At 63.2% G+C, this 15,789-nt stretch carries 13 protein-coding genes; 3 read left to right on the forward strand and 10 right to left on the reverse strand.

What is annotated here, in order from left to right; genetic code table 11:
• Window positions 1-34 precede the first annotated feature (34 nt).
• The 3 genes from ACX3P0_RS14130 to ACX3P0_RS14140 all read left to right on the forward strand — a co-directional run bounded on the left by ACX3P0_RS14130 (window position 35) and on the right by ACX3P0_RS14140 (window position 3,697).
• Window positions 35-1,297 carry an O-antigen ligase family protein gene (locus tag ACX3P0_RS14130; protein WP_459089386.1) on the forward strand — a complete coding sequence of 421 codons (1,263 nt, stop codon included), beginning with the start codon at window positions 35-37 and terminating at the stop codon, window positions 1,295-1,297.
• Window positions 1,294-2,295 carry an acyltransferase family protein gene (locus ACX3P0_RS14135; protein ID WP_459089388.1) on the forward strand — a complete coding sequence of 334 codons (1,002 nt, stop codon included), beginning with the start codon at window positions 1,294-1,296 and terminating at the stop codon, window positions 2,293-2,295. The genes ACX3P0_RS14130 and ACX3P0_RS14135 overlap by 4 nt, the downstream gene beginning before the upstream one ends.
• A gap of 136 nt (window positions 2,296-2,431) precedes the next feature.
• A complete protein-coding gene (locus ACX3P0_RS14140) occupies window positions 2,432-3,697 on the forward strand; it encodes a hypothetical protein (protein ID WP_459089390.1) in 1,266 nt (421 codons plus the stop codon).
• Here ACX3P0_RS14140 and ACX3P0_RS14145 read toward each other — a convergent pair.
• From ACX3P0_RS14145 to ACX3P0_RS14190, 10 genes are all read right to left on the reverse strand, one after another.
• Complete coding sequence (locus ACX3P0_RS14145) at window positions 3,690-4,235, reverse strand: hypothetical protein (RefSeq protein ID WP_459089392.1); 546 nt, start codon at window positions 4,233-4,235, stop codon at window positions 3,690-3,692. The genes ACX3P0_RS14140 and ACX3P0_RS14145 overlap by 8 nt on opposite strands.
• The gene (locus ACX3P0_RS14150) at window positions 4,232-4,825 is read right to left on the reverse strand and encodes a hypothetical protein (protein ID WP_459089394.1); all 594 of its coding nucleotides are present in this window, start codon (window positions 4,823-4,825) and stop codon (window positions 4,232-4,234) included. Before ACX3P0_RS14150 ends, ACX3P0_RS14145 begins: the two co-directional genes overlap by 4 nt.
• Entirely contained in the window at window positions 4,822-5,418 is a 597-nt protein-coding gene (locus ACX3P0_RS14155; RefSeq protein ID WP_459089396.1) for a hypothetical protein, read from the reverse strand. Before ACX3P0_RS14155 ends, ACX3P0_RS14150 begins: the two co-directional genes overlap by 4 nt.
• A 126-nt stretch (window positions 5,419-5,544) precedes the next feature.
• Window positions 5,545-7,053, reverse strand: coding sequence for a tripartite tricarboxylate transporter permease (locus ACX3P0_RS14160; protein WP_459089398.1), 1,509 nt, complete (start codon window positions 7,051-7,053; stop codon window positions 5,545-5,547).
• Between the two features lie 9 nt (window positions 7,054-7,062).
• The gene (locus ACX3P0_RS14165; protein WP_459079917.1) at window positions 7,063-7,524 is read right to left on the reverse strand and encodes a tripartite tricarboxylate transporter TctB family protein; all 462 of its coding nucleotides are present in this window, start codon (window positions 7,522-7,524) and stop codon (window positions 7,063-7,065) included.
• Between the two features lie 101 nt (window positions 7,525-7,625).
• On the reverse strand, window positions 7,626-8,603 hold the full coding sequence (locus ACX3P0_RS14170) for a tripartite tricarboxylate transporter substrate-binding protein (RefSeq protein WP_459089400.1): 978 nt from the start codon (window positions 8,601-8,603) through the stop codon (window positions 7,626-7,628).
• 205 nt (window positions 8,604-8,808) lie between these two features.
• Window positions 8,809-10,152, reverse strand: coding sequence for a sigma-54-dependent transcriptional regulator (locus ACX3P0_RS14175; protein WP_459089402.1), 1,344 nt, complete (start codon window positions 10,150-10,152; stop codon window positions 8,809-8,811).
• The gene (locus ACX3P0_RS14180; protein ID WP_459089404.1) at window positions 10,149-11,996 is read right to left on the reverse strand and encodes a sensor histidine kinase; all 1,848 of its coding nucleotides are present in this window, start codon (window positions 11,994-11,996) and stop codon (window positions 10,149-10,151) included. The genes ACX3P0_RS14175 and ACX3P0_RS14180 overlap by 4 nt, the downstream gene beginning before the upstream one ends.
• Before the next feature lie 172 nt (window positions 11,997-12,168).
• Entirely contained in the window at window positions 12,169-12,627 is a 459-nt protein-coding gene (locus ACX3P0_RS14185; protein WP_459089406.1) for a TetR/AcrR family transcriptional regulator, read from the reverse strand.
• Window positions 12,628-12,634: 7 nt separating this feature from the next.
• Window positions 12,635-15,784: a multidrug efflux RND transporter permease subunit gene (locus tag ACX3P0_RS14190; RefSeq protein ID WP_459089408.1), complete on the reverse strand. Its 3,150-nt coding sequence runs from the start codon at window positions 15,782-15,784 to the stop codon at window positions 12,635-12,637.
• Window positions 15,785-15,789: the final 5 nt, after the last annotated feature.

Consider the following 15,789-nt stretch of genomic DNA (forward strand, 5'->3'; position numbering starts at 1 on the left):
GGCCGGGAAAAACGGGCCGAAGCGGGTATCACCGATGAAGATTGCCAAGGCCCGACTCGTGAATCCCGACCACAATCTCTGCTATGGGCTTGTTGCGGTAGCGATCTCGATTTTCGTGTTCGCCTACTCGCTCCGCTTCGGTCAGGTCTCGATCCTCGTCTATTACGGCCTGTGGCTGCCGCTGGTTCTGGTCGACTATCGCAAGACGCTCGGCAATTGGGCCGACCTCGCCTGGATCGCACCCTTTGCCGCGCTGGCCTGCCTGTCGGTGTTCTGGTCGGCGGCACCCGGCGTCACCGCGCGCGCTTCCGTGCAGTTCGCCTCCCACGTCGCCTGCGCCCTGATCGCCGCCCGCACCGTCAGCGTCAGGACGCTGACGCTCGGCGCGCTCACGGGCACCCTGTTCGTCCTGCTGTTTTCGCTGGCCTTCGGACAATACTATCTCGATCCGCTCGACGGCAGTTTCAGCTTCGTCGGCGCTTTTCCGTCCAAGAACCAGCTTGGCCTGTTTTCCTCGCTGGGCGTCTATTTCGCCTTCGCCGCGCTCGTCCTCATCGCAGAACGCGACCCCTGGCGGCTGCTGGCGCTGGCCGTCGGCGGCCTGTCCGTCTGGATGCTCATCAAGTCGCAATCTGCGACATCTGTCATCGCGCTCGTCCTGGTGCTGGCCATCCAGATCTGGCTGAGGCTGGCGCTGCTGTTTTCGCCCCGCGTGCGGAAGGTGAGCATGGTCGTCGGCGTCGCGCTTGCCATCGGCGTCGTTTTCATCGGCCTGAACCTCGGTGGCCTCGATCTCCTGCTGGCCGCATTCGGCAAGGACTCCACCCTCACCGGGCGCACCTATCTGTGGTCGCAGGGCTGGGCCGCGGCCACGCAGGCACCGTTCTTCGGCGTCGGCTACCAGGCCTACTGGGTGCAGGGCTTTTCCGAGGCCGAGCGTCTGTGGGAGGAATTCTACATCGGCTCGCGCAGCGGCTTCCATTTCCACAACACCTTCATCGAAGTAGCAGTGGAACTGGGCCTGGTGGGTGTCGTCCTGCTCCTTGCGGTGCTGCTGCACACATTCGTGGGACATTTGCGCAGGGTCGTCGGCGACGCCCGCAACGAGGCGTCCTTCGTCCTGTTCGGTCTCGTCGCGATGCTTCTGGTGCGCGCTTTCGTCGAGGTCGACGTCATCAACCCCTATGTGGTCGGCTCGTTTCTGCTGTTTTATGCGGCCGGCCGGCTGGCGGCGCCGCGTGCCGTGCATTGGCACGCCAGCGCCGGCAGGTCACCGCAACCCGGCCACGCCGCATGAAGAAACTCCACGGGATCCAGTATCTGCGCGCCGCCGCAGCACTGGGCGTTGTCGTCTTCCACGCGGCCGAACGATCCGGCACGCACTTTGCCATCGGCGCGGCCGGCGTGGATGTATTCTTCGTCATCAGCGGCTTCATCATGTGGGTCGTCGCCAGCGAGCGGGCGCCCTCGCCCGCCGTCTTCCTGCGTGACCGCATCGAACGCATTGCGCCGCTCTACTGGATCGCCACCGGCGTGATGGTGGTGGGCGCGCTGGTAAGCCTGTTTCCCAATTTGCGCCTCACGGCATGGTACGTGATGTCCTCGCTCTTCTTCATCGCCAGCCGCTCGCCCAGCACCGGCGACATCTGGCCGGTTCTGGTGCAGGGCTGGACGCTGAACTACGAGATGTTCTTCTACGTGCTTTTCGCCGCGACCCTGTTCATGCCGGGAAGGCGGCGCTTCGCGGCAATGGCGGCGCTGCTCCTCGCGCTCGTCGCGGCTGGCTGGATGTTGCGGCCTGAAACGCCGGTTCTCAAGACCTGGACCGACCCGCTGCTGCTGGAGTTCCTCATCGGCATGGCCATCGGCAAGGCCTGGCAGAAAGGCGCGATCCCGGCACCGCGAACGGGCGTCGCGCTGATGGCCGTCTCCATTGCGGGCTTCGCCTTTGTGGGCGTCACCTATGCCGGTTTCACCCCGTTCGTCCTTGGACCGCTGGCCGCGGCTCTCGTGCTTGGTGTCCTCGCATTTGAGAAACACGCGCCGATGCCCCGCCTGTCGCTGGCCTCCTATCTCGGCGACAGTTCCTATTCGATCTATCTGTGGCACACGATGGCGATTTCGGTGGTGGCCAAGGCAGGTTCCGCCTTTTCCGTGCCAGGCCCGATTGTCTGCGGCGTCGCCATCGTGTCGGGTATCGCCATCGGCGCGGTCGCTCACGAAACGCTGGAAAAGCCGATCGCCGCGTTCCTGAAGCGCAGGCGGTGGCAACGCTCCATGCGTTCCGCGGCCTGATGCGCATGGCCTTGTTTTGATGTGTCCGAGAGAAGTCGAGAGGACCGGCCGCTCGCTCACGCAGGTTACGGAGTGGACATGAAATCTGAAGTTGCGGCGTGTTGAGACCCGGTCCGCGCCCGGCTATCCTCACGGCATGACGATGCTGGAGGACATGGTCCGCCCACTTGTGTTGACGGGCAGGCTTCTCGTTCGTTTCTGGCCGCAGCTTCTGCTGATCGGTGCGGTCGGGTTCATGGCGCATGATTTTCTGCTGGATGCCGCTGTCGGCGTCGGCATGCAATACCCGCTTGGCGGCATGGTTGTGCTGTCGCTGGTGGTACTGGCGAAACTCCTCGTCGTGGTGACGATGTTTGCCGCGCTTCGGCCGGGCCTGCCGGCCTTGACGGCGTTGCGGCAGGGCGCGACCGAGGCCTCCGCGCAAGCCCCGCCGCCTGGCAATACCGACACCATGCTGGGGGTCACGGCGGCGGTGATCCTGCCGTTTTTCGCTTACTACGCCGCGTGGGGCTTTCTTGGCGACACCGTACGCGAATATTCGCGACTGGCGCTGGAGCGGGTGCCGTTCGGCGAAAGCCTCCAGATATTCGACCTGCTGCAATCGCGCGGTCTCATTGCCGCGATCATCGTCTGCTGGGCCATCCGCTGGGTTGCCAAACGCATGAACGAACGCTCGCGCACGCCCTGGTGGCGGCTGTTGATCGTGGCGGCAGACGCAAGCTGGATCTTCATCGGCCTCTATGCGCTCGGCGTGTGGAAAGACGATTTCATTGCCTGGCTTGGCGCAGGCTCACTGCTTGATAAGCCTGACGCGAGCGCATTGTCGCTATCGATGGCGGCCCATGCCTCCGAGGGTTTCGTGCCGGTCGAGTTCCAGCCGCAGGGTGGCTTTGAGCAGGCCAAAAACCTTTTCTTCTACGCGCTGTTGCCGATGGTCTGGCTGGTGATGGCGGCGATCATCAACGGCTACGATCTGGCTTCTACCTCCGCTCGCCCGAAGGCCGCATCCGCCGGCGCATCGACATGGCAAAATTGGTTGCATGATTTCACTGCGCATTTTTTCGGCGGCTACCGAACGCGCTATCGGCCTGTCTGGTTCTGCCTCAAGCTGACCCTTGGCACCGGGATTGCGACGTTGCTCACCTGCATCGTCGCCTATCGCGCGCTCAACTGGGCGACTGCCTGGCTCTGGTACGGCGCGACGCGCATGCTCGGACCCTACGACCTCGACACCTGGCAGTTGATCGGCAGTGTCTCGAACATCTTCATCGGCAACCCCAGCGACCTCGATGGCGGCATCCTGTTCGACGCCGTGCGCATCGCCCTTCTGGCGGCGGTACTCGAATATGCCGTGGCATCCCAGACCCTGCGAGGCAGGCAGCAACGGGCCGCCGCTACCTGAACAGCAGATATTCCGGCAAGGATTTGGTAAGGGCCACGGAAAGTGCGAGGCCCTGCGCGCCCTCCGGAACGACGAAACTCTCGGCCATCATCAGCGTGTCGCCATTGCCGGTGCTCTCGAAGGCACCGCAGCGCGGCTTTTCCGCGGCTTCGGGTTTCATCTTGCGCACCACCGGCTCGGTCAGGAACAGAGGTCGCCAGCGGCGGCCCTGCATATCGGTAAGGACGACCGTGCAGGAAGCGCCCCCGCGCAGGCGCTCCGGGTCGCCGACAACCGCCTCGAACTCGGCGACGACGACGGCCGTTCCGGGCAGGTTGCCGGGCAATCGGGTCATGTCGGTCAGCCGCCAGTCTGCCCCGCCATACGGTTGGGAGGCTCCTTTCTCGACGGCGATGGGGTCGCGCATGTCCCGGCGCAGCCATTCCTGAAACCGGCTTCCTGAATGCACCAGGATGGCGGCCGGCAGCATGACCGCCAGAGCCGCGAGGCTCAGCCAATAGCGGCGGCGTTCGCCCAAAAACACCGGTGTCGCCGTCATTTCGCCTCCAGCGTCCAGGGCCGGACCGGGTTGCCGCGACCGAGCTTGATGGAAGGCAGAATAGCGTCCGGCCGCAGATCGGTCAGTTCGATCGAGGCTTGCTCGTCAAGCGGCGTCATGGCGGATCTGGAGACCAGCAGCCGCGCGCCCGCGAGTTGGGTTTCCGGCACTTCGAATGCCATCAGGATCGGTCTTGGAATGCCCGGTTCGAGTTGTTCCGTTCCCAACGAGCCGGGAATTGTGGGGAGGCGTTGGCTCACCTGGTAGCGCAGGCCGCCGGGGCCGAGCCATTCGGCGGAGGTCAGAGCCAGGCTTTCATGCTTCGCTTCCGCGGCCCCCTCGACGATCACCCAAACGCCTGACGTGATGTAGGTACGGGTGCTGCCGAAATCCGTCACGGTCAGCTTTCGCGCCAGATGGGTATTGGTGATTCCGATGGCGAAAGCCGTCGTATCAATCCGTTCGCCCTGCCTGCCCGCGATCGGAACAGGCGAGGTGATCTCGCTGTAGAGGGGCGTGGTGCGCTGCATGCCATAAAGCAGCGCCGCAGCGACCATCACGGCTGCGTAGCCTTTGATGGGCACGCTCATTGTGTCACCTCGGCAGGAGGTTGGGCAACAGGAAGTTCGACGGCGGCGATCGGATCGCGATCGAACCAGCCGGAAGCGCCATAGAGATTGTCGCGGCGCTTGTAGACCTGGCCGCCGACCAGCAGCCGAAGTTCGCGTGGCGGCAGGGCGGAGGCTGGCCATTCCCACACGGCGACCAGTCGTTCGGGCATGTCGGGGTGGATGCCGCCGGCGATCCAATTGTCCCGCGCCAGATAGACCGTCGGCTCCTGCAAGCCTCGCACCGGCGGATCGATGACGAGCAATTTGGAGAAGACGTTGCTGGTTGCGGCCGAGCGGTTGTCGAGATCGAACGCGACCGTCACGAACGTCTTCGGCTCGAGCGGCTTCGTGCCAGTCGGCGGCATTTCATCTATCTTCGCCTCCCGGATCGTAACAGCCCATCGACCGGTGTCGATGGGCTTTCCGGCAGCGATGACGGGAACGGCCTCCGGGCGGGCCGATTCATAGACGGCCATCCCGAACGACACGGCAGTCGCCACCGCCCCGCCAATGCCGGTGACGATGATGGCGATCAGGCGCTGCCGCAGCGTCGATCGTTGCTGGACCTCCATGGTTCCTCCGCGTATTCGACGCCGCCATGATAGCGCGGGTTCAACTCGAACGTGCAGAAGCCGTGGTCACATTGTGTCACGTCGCGAAACACTGCCGCCGATCAGTCGCCTGCTGCGGCAGAACCTTCAATCGTCTTCGACGAAGACTTCCTCGCGCTTTTTCTTGATGCTGGGGAGAAATACGATGACCAGAACGACAGCCGAAATGCCGAGCAGGATCGCGCTGATCGGCCGGTTGAGGAACGTCATCGGGTCGCCGCGCGACAGAATCATGGCGCGGCGCAGATTTTCCTCCAGCAGCGGCCCGAGCACGAAACCGAGCAGCAAGGGCGCCGGCTCGCAGCGCAACTTCAGCAGCACGTAGCCGACCAGGCCGAACAAGGCGACGGCATAGAGGTCGTAGACATTGGAGTTCACGCTGTAGACGCCGATGGAGCAGAACGCCATGATGATCGGGAACAGCACGTAATAGGGGATGGTGAGCAGCTTCACCCACAGGCCGATCAGCGGCAGGTTGAGCACGATCAGCATCAGATTGCCGATCCACATCGAGGCGATGATGCCCCAGAACAGCGCCGGCTGCTCGGTTGCCACATTCGGGCCGGGCACGATGCCCTGGATGATCATCGCGCCGATCATCAACGCCATGACCGGATTGGCCGGAATGCCCAGCGTCAGCATCGGGATGAAAGAGGTCTGCGCGCCGGCATTGTTGGCCGATTCCGGCCCCGCCACGCCCTCGATGGCGCCTTGGCCAAACTCTTCCGGGTTTTTCGAAGCCCGCTTTTCGACGGTGTAGGAGGCAAAGGAAGCCAGCAGGGCGCCGCCGCCCGGCAGGATGCCGAGCGCCGAACCGATGACGGTGCCGCGTACGATGGGGGCTGCCATGCGCTTGAAATCGTCCCTTGTCGGCATCAGGCCGCTGACCTTGGCCATCAGCACGTCACGGCCTTTCTCGTTCTCCAGATTGCGCAGGATTTCGGCGATGCCGAACACGCCGACCGCGACCGCGACGAAATTCAGCCCGTCGGCATATTCGCGAATACCGAGGGTGAAACGCGGCGTTCCGGTATAGATGTCCGTGCCGACAAGGCCGAGCAGCAACCCGAGCACCACCATGCCCAGCGCCTTGACGATGGAGCCATGCGCAAGTGCGATCGAGGAGACCAGGCCGACGACCATCAGCGAGAAATACTCGGCCGCGCCGAATTTTAGCGCGATAGCCGTCAGCGGCGGGGCAAACAGCGCGACAAGGAAGGTCGAGACGGTGCCGGCGAAGAATGAGCCGATGGCGGCGGTTGCCAGCGCCACGCCGGCGCGCCCCTTGCGCGCCATCTGGTAGCCGTCGATCGCGGTGACGGCCGAAGAGGATTCGCCCGGCATGTTGATGAGGATCGCGGTGGTGGAACCGCCATATTGTGCGCCGTAATAGATGCCCGACAACATGATGAGGGCCGAAACCGGATCGCCGATCTGGAAGGTGATCGGCAACAGCATGGCAATGGTGGCCGTCGCGCCGATGCCGGGAAGCACGCCGATCAGCGTGCCCAGCAGGACGCCGATCAGGCAGAACAGCAGGTTCCACAGGGTGGATGCGGTGGCGAAGCCAAGCGCGAGATTGTCGATCAGATCCATTTATCTACCTCAGAACCGGACCCAGGGACCGAACCGCCGGAAGGGCAGGCCGAGCGCATAGCTGAAGACGGCCACGGCAAAAACCGTCAGCCCGGCGGCCAGCAAAATGGCGGTCAGGGGCTTCATCTTCTGGCTGGCGAAACCGGCGATAAGCCCGGTGAGGAAGATCGAGGGCACGAAACCCAGGCCGCGCACCGTCAGGCCGAAAAAGATCGGTGCCGGCAAAATGAAGAAAATACCGCGCCAGGCAAGATGCCCGATCGGCTCGCTTTCGACACGAATGGCGTCAACGAGAATGACCCCGCCAAGCACGATCAGGATGACGGCGAGCACCAGCGGAAAGTAACCCGGTCCCATGCGGAATGCGGTGCCGAGTTCGACGGTGAGCGACTGCTGGGCAAAGAACAGCCCAAGGACGATGAAAAAGGCGGCGCACAGGCCGTTGACCCTATCGATCGAGAAGGACTTCATGGCAATTCCTTCAGGTAGGCGCGGTTGCGGCGCTTAAAGGACTGGAGCGGTGACGGCGCATGCACAGGGCAGGCCTGCGCCACCGCTCTCCTTATGTCGATCTAGTCTGCGTACTGGCCGGCCGCATCGATGATCGGCTTCCAGCGGGCGATTTCGCTCTCGACCTTGGCCTTGAGGGCTGCCGGCGTGGCGTCTTCCTGCGGGGAAGGCGCGGTGCCGAGTTCGGCAAAGCGTGCCGCGACGTTTTCATCCTTCAACGCCAGTTGAAGCGACTTGGACAGGCGGTCGACGATTTCGGCCGGGGTGCCCTTCGGTGCGTAGACGCCATGCCAGATCCCGACCTCCATGCCCTCAATGCCGGCCTCAGTGGTCGTCGGCAGGTCGGGCAGCACGTCGAGCCGGTTCGGCGAGGTGACGGCATAGGCCTTGATCGTGCCCGCCTTGATCTGCTTGGTGGTGTTGGTGGTCTGGTCGCACAGGATGTCGACCTGGCCGCCGAGCAGATCGGTCATCGCCGGTCCCGTGCCCTTGTAGGGAACGGTGACCAGCGGCGTCTGGATGGCGCTCATGAACAGCATGCCGCACAGATGCGAGGCAGCGCCGATACCGGCATTGGCGACGGTGACGGTGTCCTTGTTGGCCTTGGCATATTCGACCAGGCTCTTCGCATCGGTCGGCTCAAAATCCTTGCGCGCGACGATGGTCATCGGCACTTCGGTAACCAGGCCGACATATTCGAAGGCGTTCAGCGTGTCATAAGCGAGCTTGCGGTAGAGCGTGGCGCTGGTGGCCATGCCGATATGGTGCAGCAGCAGCGTATAGCCATCCGGTTCGGCGCTGGCGACGCGCCCGGCGCCGAGCGTGCCGCCGGCACCGCCGACATTTTCGACCAGCACCTGCTGGCCAAGGTCCTTCGACATGGCTTCGGCCACCAGACGCGTCACCGTGTCGGTCGGCCCGCCAGCCGAGAACGGCACGACGATGGTAATCGAGCGCTCTGGATAGGTCTGCGCACCAGCGGCAAACGGGGTGAGCGAAAGGGCTGCGGCAGCGCCGAGCACCGCGAAAAGCTTGTTCATCAAAATCCTCCCAGGATATGGATCGGCCATCTGATGCGAAGGGTCCTCCCGCACCGGTGATGGGCGGGAACAATAGACAAAGCCTCATTGCTCCATCGCAACCGTCAATGGCGGCTACGGAAAGGATTTCTGCATTTTGGCCGGCCAGATGGGTGGAAAAGGGTACATCTGCGACTTGGCGCGGGTATGATCCCACACACGGCGGCTAAAGGTCGCCCGGATCGCGCTTGTCCAGGCCGAAGCGCTGCATCTTCTCGTAAAGCGTCTTGCGCGAGATGCCGAGGGATTCATAGACGGCCTTGAGGCTGCCGCCCTGCGCCAAAAGAGCGGCGGAAATCACGCTCTTCTCGAAATCCGCAACCCGGTCGGCAAGCCGCGGCGAACTGTCGGCGGGCGACGCCTCTTCATCAAGCCCCAAGCCGAGGCCAAGCACATAACGATCGGCCGCGTTGCGCAATTCGCGCACGTTTCCGGGCCAGGTTCGATTGGCGATATGGGCAATCACCTGCGGCGGCACGTCGACTTCGTCCCGGCGATGGCGTGCGGCGGCCTCACGCACAAGCTGGAGGAAAAGCAGCGGCACATCCTCGCGCCTGGCGCCTAGCGAAGGCAGTCGCAGGGTCACGACGTTGAGCCGGTAAAGCAGGTCGGCCCGGAAGCGGCCGGCCGCGACTTCGGCCTCAAGGTCGGCCTTGCTGGTAGCCACGAAGCGCACGTCAAGCGCGATAAGTTCGTTGGATCCCAGCCGGGTGATATTGCGATCCTGAATGACGCGAAGCAGCTTGGCTTGAAGATCGATCGGCATCGAGCCGATCTCGTCGAGCAGGATGGTGCCGCCGCGTGCATGCTCGAACTTGCCGAAGCGGGCGCGGATGGCGCCGGCAAAAGCGCCCGCCTCATGGCCGAACAATTCGCTTTCGATCAGATTTGCCGGCAGCGCGGCGCAGTCGATGGCGACAAAGGGCTTGCTGGCGCGCGCGCTGATATCATGAAGCGCACGTGCCGCGACCTCCTTGCCGGCGCCGGTGTCGCCGACGATGAGAACATCGGCGTCGGTGGGGGCCACCGCACGCAGGCGGTAGCGCAGATCGATCATGGTCTGGGTGCGGCCGGGCAGGCGAACCTCGAGATCGTCGCGCTTGCCGGCCACCGCACGCAGCAGGCGATTTTCCAGCACCAGGCCCCGCCGGTCGAGGGCTCGCGCCGCGACCGCCGCAAGGGTCTGCGTGGTGAAGGGCTTTTCGATGAAATCATAAGCCCCTTCGCGCATCGCCGTGACCGCGAGTTGCACGTCGCCATGGCCGGTCGTGAGAATGACGGGAATATCGGCGTCGATCTCGCGAATACGCCCCATCAGCGTCATGCCGTCCATGCCCGGCATGCGGATATCCGTGACCACGATGCCGTTGAAGCCGGGGGTGATGAGGTCGAGCGCACGCTCGGCGCTGGCCAGATCGCGCACCTTGAACCCGGACAAATCCAGCGCTTGCGCGGTGGAGCGGCGAAGCTCGTCTTCGTCCTCGACCAGCAAGACCAGCGCAGGGTTCATTCGGCAGCCTCGTGGGTGACGGCCTCGGCGGCCTTGAGCTCGATGCGGAAAAGCGCGCCGCCATCGGCATGGTTCTCGACGCCAAGGCTTCCGCCGAAATCCTTGATGATGTTGTACGAGATCGACAGGCCGAGCCCAAGCCCCTTGCCGACGCCCTTGGTGGAGAAGAACGGATCGAAGATACGCGCGGCGATCGCATCCGCTACGCCGGGACCGTGGTCGCGGATGGTGATTGCGACCATGCCGCGTTTGCGCCGGGCGACAAGCTCGATCACCCGATCAGGCAGACCTTCCACCGCATCGGCCGCATTGGAAATGATATTGACCAGAACCTGCTGAAGCCGAACGCTGCCCGCCTGCACCTGCGGAGGCCGGTTGCCGAGATCGATGGTCACCGTCGCATCGGCGGCCTTCAACCGCCAGGCGACGATCTCCAACGTATCGGTCACAACCTCCGCCAACGAAACCGGGCCAAGCCGTTCATTGGGCTTTCGCGCGAAATTGCGCAGGTGACGGCTGATCGCCGCCATGCGGTCGGTCAGCGCGGAGATGCGGGAAACATTGTCGCGCGCCTCCGCGATGCGTTCGCGGTCGATCAGGATCGCGGCGTTGTCCGCATAGGTCTTGACCGCCGCCAGCGGCTGGTTGAACTCGTGTGAAAGTGCGGCCGACATCTGGCCTAGTGCTGCCAGCTTGCCTGCCTGGACAAGGTCGGCCTGCGTCTTGCGCAGTTGCTGCTCCGTGGTGCGCCGTTCGGCAACCTCGAGTTCAAGCCGGCTGTTGACCGAGGCCAGATCGGCGGTGCGTTCCTCGACCCGGTGTTCAAGTTCTTCACGCGCATTGCGATGGATCTCCATGCGCTCGGCCAGCCGGGCGCGCCGCTGGAAGATAATGGTTCCGCCAAGCGTGGCGAGGCCAAGCAGGAGGAGCCCGGCGATAACGCTGGTGAGCGCCTGGGTATGCGCCGAACCGGTGTCGAGCAGGACGCTGACGGTCCAGCCGGCTTCCGCCATCGGCTCTTCCAGCACCAGATATTCCTGGTCGACGCCGGCACTGGCGATCTTCATCAAATGGTGCGGTCCATCGGAGGCGGTACGTCGGACCGGCAGATCGCGCAACGTCGCATTGGCATAGCGGCGCGACGCCTCGGTTCTGGCCAGACGCTCGCGGTTAAGGGGAAGGATGCTGGAATAGAGCCATTCGGGACGGTCGGTCATGAAGATGATGCCTTCCGGGTCCGAGACGATGATTTCGTACTCGTCGCCCTTCCAGGAGGCTTCGATGGGCTCGATATCGACCTTGAAGACCACGACCCCGCGGATCTGGCTGCCGACGCGGACCGGGGCGGAATAGTAATAGCCGCGCTTGAGCGAGGTGGTGCCCAGCGCGAAGAAGCGCCCTTGCCTGCCTTGAACGGCATCTTGAAAATAGGGACGGTAGCTGAAATTCTCACCGACGAAACTCAGCGGCGCGTCGTAATTGCTGGCAGCGATGGTCTCGCCATCCGTCAGCAGCACATAGATGTCGGACGATTTCAAAAGCGCGTTGATCTCTTTCAGATAGAGATTGGCATCAGCGCGCAGCACGGCATTGCCCGGGTTGTCGACGAGCGCTTTTATGTCGTCATGGTCGGCGATGAGGGCTGGCAGCGGCTCGAAACGGCTCATATGGCCGCGCAGCGCGGCAACAGCCAGCCGCAGGGTGGTTTCCCCGCGCGCCGCCGTCTGGTCGAGATAAGCGCGCGTGGCGAACGCGCCGCCGAAAACGGCGATGATGGCGGCAACGGCGATCACCGCCAGGACGAACGCGGTTGCAACCGCTTTCGAAAATGATCTCGTCACCATGTACCCAGTATTCCCGGTCGGGTCGCGCCCGCAGATCTGCTCCTATATCGCACATGCCACAGACACAACCAACGGCATCGTCGGTTGACGGAACGCGTCCATGATGTCCGAGACGATAAGGCCGCCGCACATTTCCCCGCCGCTCCCGAAATGTTTCGGACGACCGGCAGTTCTACGTGAGCCGGCGCCGCTGGCTTAGCTTTGCGACCAAATCGCCGACAAGCCGCAAATGGCCTGGCGTCGTTTCCAAACGATCTGTCAAATCAGGGGTTCCCGAAGCAAGCTGCGTACGGACGACCTCAAGCAGCAAGGGATTTTCAGCCGCGGCGATGAGCACCGCCACGGCGAAGGGATCACAGCCGGAAACGAATGCGTTCGCTTCGCCGGGCAGGACCGGCTGGGCGTGACGGGCCGTCGGGTCCGCGTAAAACGCCAGCATCGACCTGATCAAATTGTCCTTGGTCGCGAAGTGATGGAGCAAGCCGCCCTTGCTGAAACCCGCTTCGCGGGCAACCAGGCTCAAGGCGACCTTTCCAAACCCTTTTCGCAGCGCGACCGCCATCGCCGCATGGAAGATGCGTTCCTTCGGGTTCACGTCATCCGCAGCGACCGCTTCTACCTTCGCAAGCACGTGCGCCTCACTCCGCCGGTAGATGAGCCGCTTCGCTCACTTTTCCACCTGCATTGGCTTCAGCCTTGCCACGCCCGAACAGCTTCATGACGAAGACGAAGAAGACCGGCACGAAGAAGACGGCAAGCACTGTCGCCGAAATCATCCCGCCCAGCACCCCGATGCCAATGGCGTTCTGGCTGGCTGCACTTGCCCCGGTAGCGATTGCCAACGGCGTGACGCCGAGGCTGAAGGCCAGCGACGTCATGATGATCGGCCGAAAGCGAAGCTTTGATGCCTCGACTGTCGCATCGAGCAGGGACATGCCTTCCTTGCGCAGATCCTTGGCGAACTCGATGATCAGGATCGCGTTCTTGGCCGACAGGCCGATGATTGCGATCAACCCGACCTTGAAATAGACGTCGTTCGACATGCCCATGACCGTCACGGCGAGAACCGAGCCGATGACGCCCAGCGGCACGACGAGAATGACCGACAGCGGGATCGACCAGCTTTCGTAAAGGGCGGCCAGAAGCAGGAACACGAATACGATGCTGAGCCCGATCAGCGCCGGTGCCTGCGAGCCGGACTGGATTTCCTGGAGCGATTGTCCGGTCCACTCATAGCCGAAGCCGGCCGGCAATTCGCCGGCAAGACGCTCCATCTCCTCGATCGCAGCACCAGACGAATAGCCGGGCGCCGCCTGGCCGCCGATACGGACCGACGGATAGCCATTATAGCCGACGATCTGTGCGGCCCCCTTGAGCCATTCGACGGTTGCGAAGGACGACAGCGGCACCATACCGCCATGGGCATTGCGCACGTTGAGGTTCAAGAGGTCGTCGGTCTTCATGCGGCGCTCCGCATCGGACTGCACGGTCACGCGCTGCATTTTACCGGCGTTCGGGAAGTCGTTGACATAGGCCGAGCCGAGATTGGCCGAGATGGTCGAGTTGATGTCGGCAAAGGAGACGCCGAACGTATTCGCCTTCTCGCGGTCGATGAGCAGATTGACCTGTGCCGCATCGGGCATGCCTTCGACCCGCACACCGGTGACGATCTCGCTTTGTGCGGCGGCGGCCATGAGTTGGTCGCGTGCGGCGGCGAGCGCTACCTGCCCCTGTCCTGCCCTGTCCTGCAGGCGGAAAGTAAAGCCATTCGACGTGCCGAGCCCCTGGATGGGCGGGGGCGAGAGCGCGAACGAAATCGCGTCCTTGATCTGGAACAGCGCGCCGTTGGCACGGCCGGAGATGGCCGCGGCCGAGTTCTGTTCGTCGCGCTCGCTCCAGTCTTTCAGCGTCACGAAGGCCAGGCCGGCATTCTGGCCGGCACCCGAAAAGCTGAAGCCGCTGACCACGACCATGCGGTCGACCGCTTCCTCTGCCGTGAAAATCGTTTCGACCTGCTCCACGATTTCCGCTGTGCGGCTGCTGCTGGATTCCGGTGGACCCTGGATGTCGACCAGCACAAAGCCCTGGTCTTCGTTGGGCAGGAACGAACTCGGAAGCTGGACGAAAGACCAGCCGAGACCGACCAGAAGAGCCAGATAGATGACCATGAAGCGGCCGGTCCGGTTGACGATCCAGCCGACAGACGAGGTGTAGCGTGCGGTTGTCCGATTTACCCCGCGGTTGAACCAGCCGAAGAAACCCTTCTTCTCGGCATGATGGCCCTTGGCGATGGGCTTCAGGAAGCTGGCGCAAAGTGCGGGCGTCAGCGAAAGCGCAAGGAAGCCCGAGAAGAGGATCGACACGACCATGGTCAGGCTGAACTGCTTGTAGATGACGCCGACGGCACCGGGGAAGAAGGCCATGGGCACGAAAACCGCCGTCAGCACCAGCGTGATGCCGACGATCGCCCCCGTGATCTGCTTCATTGCCTTGTGCGTCGCCTCCTTTGGCGACAGCCCTTCCTCGGCCATGATGCGTTCGACATTCTCGACCACGACGATGGCGTCATCGACCAGGATGCCGATGGCCAACACCATCGCGAACATCGTCAACACGTTGATCGAGAAGCCGGTAGCGAGCATCACCGCGCAGGTTCCCAGCAGCGCCACCGGCACCACCAGCGTCGGGATGATCGTGTAGCGGAAGTTCTGCAGGAACAGGAACATGACCGCGAAGACCAGCACCATCGCTTCCAGAAGCGTATGGATGACCTTTTCGATCGACACCTTGACGAAGGGCGACGTGTCGTAGGGGATGGCATATTCGAGACCTGCCGGGAAAAACTTCGCAAGTTCCTCCATCTGGGCGCGAACCGCATTGGAGGTGGCCAGCGCATTGCCGGTCGGCGAAAGCTGCACCGCAATGGCGGCGCTGGGCTTGCCGTTCAGCCTGGTGGAAAAACTGTAATTCTCAGCGCCGACCTCGATGCGGGCCACATCCGATAGCCGGACAGACGAGCCGTCGGGATTGGCGCGCAGCACGATCGAGCCGAACTCTTCCGCAGAGGTAAGCTGGCCGCGAACCAGAACGGTCGCCGAAATCTGCTGGGTGATCGGGTTGGGCTGCGCACCAATACGGCCGGCCGCGACCTGGGCATTCTGCGACCGGATGGCATTGGTGATGTCGTCCGAAGTCAGGTTCAGACCCACCATCTTGTCGGGGTCGATCCAGATGCGCATGGCGCGCTGCGTGGCGAACAGCTGCGCGCGACCTACGCCGTCAATGCGTCTTATCTCGCTCAAGACGTTGCGGCTGAGATAGTCGCCGAGACCGACCACGTCGACTGAGCCATCGGTAGAGGTAAGCGCGACCATCATGAGAAATCCGGTGCCGGCTTCCTGCACCTGAATGCCCGTTTGCTTGACGACCTGCGGCAGGCGCGGCTCGACACGGCTAACGGCATTCTGGACGTCGATCGATGCCTGGGCGGTGTCAGTGCCGGGAGCAAATGTCGCGGTGATGTTGATCATGCCGGACGAATCCGAGGTGGACTCGAAATAGAGCAGCCCGCTGACACCGTTCAGCTCTTCCTCGATCGGCTTGGTGACGCTCTGGTAGATGTCCTCGGGTGCAGCACCCGCATAGTTCGCGTAAAGCGATATCTGTGGCGGGGCGACGCTCGGATATTGGGCGACCGGCAGGAACGGGATGGCGATGACGCCGGCCAGCATGATGAAGATCGCCACGACCCATGCGAAAATGGGCCGTTCAATGAAAAACTGGGGCATATCGA

Source organism: Mesorhizobium sp. A556, from assembly GCF_054489545.1.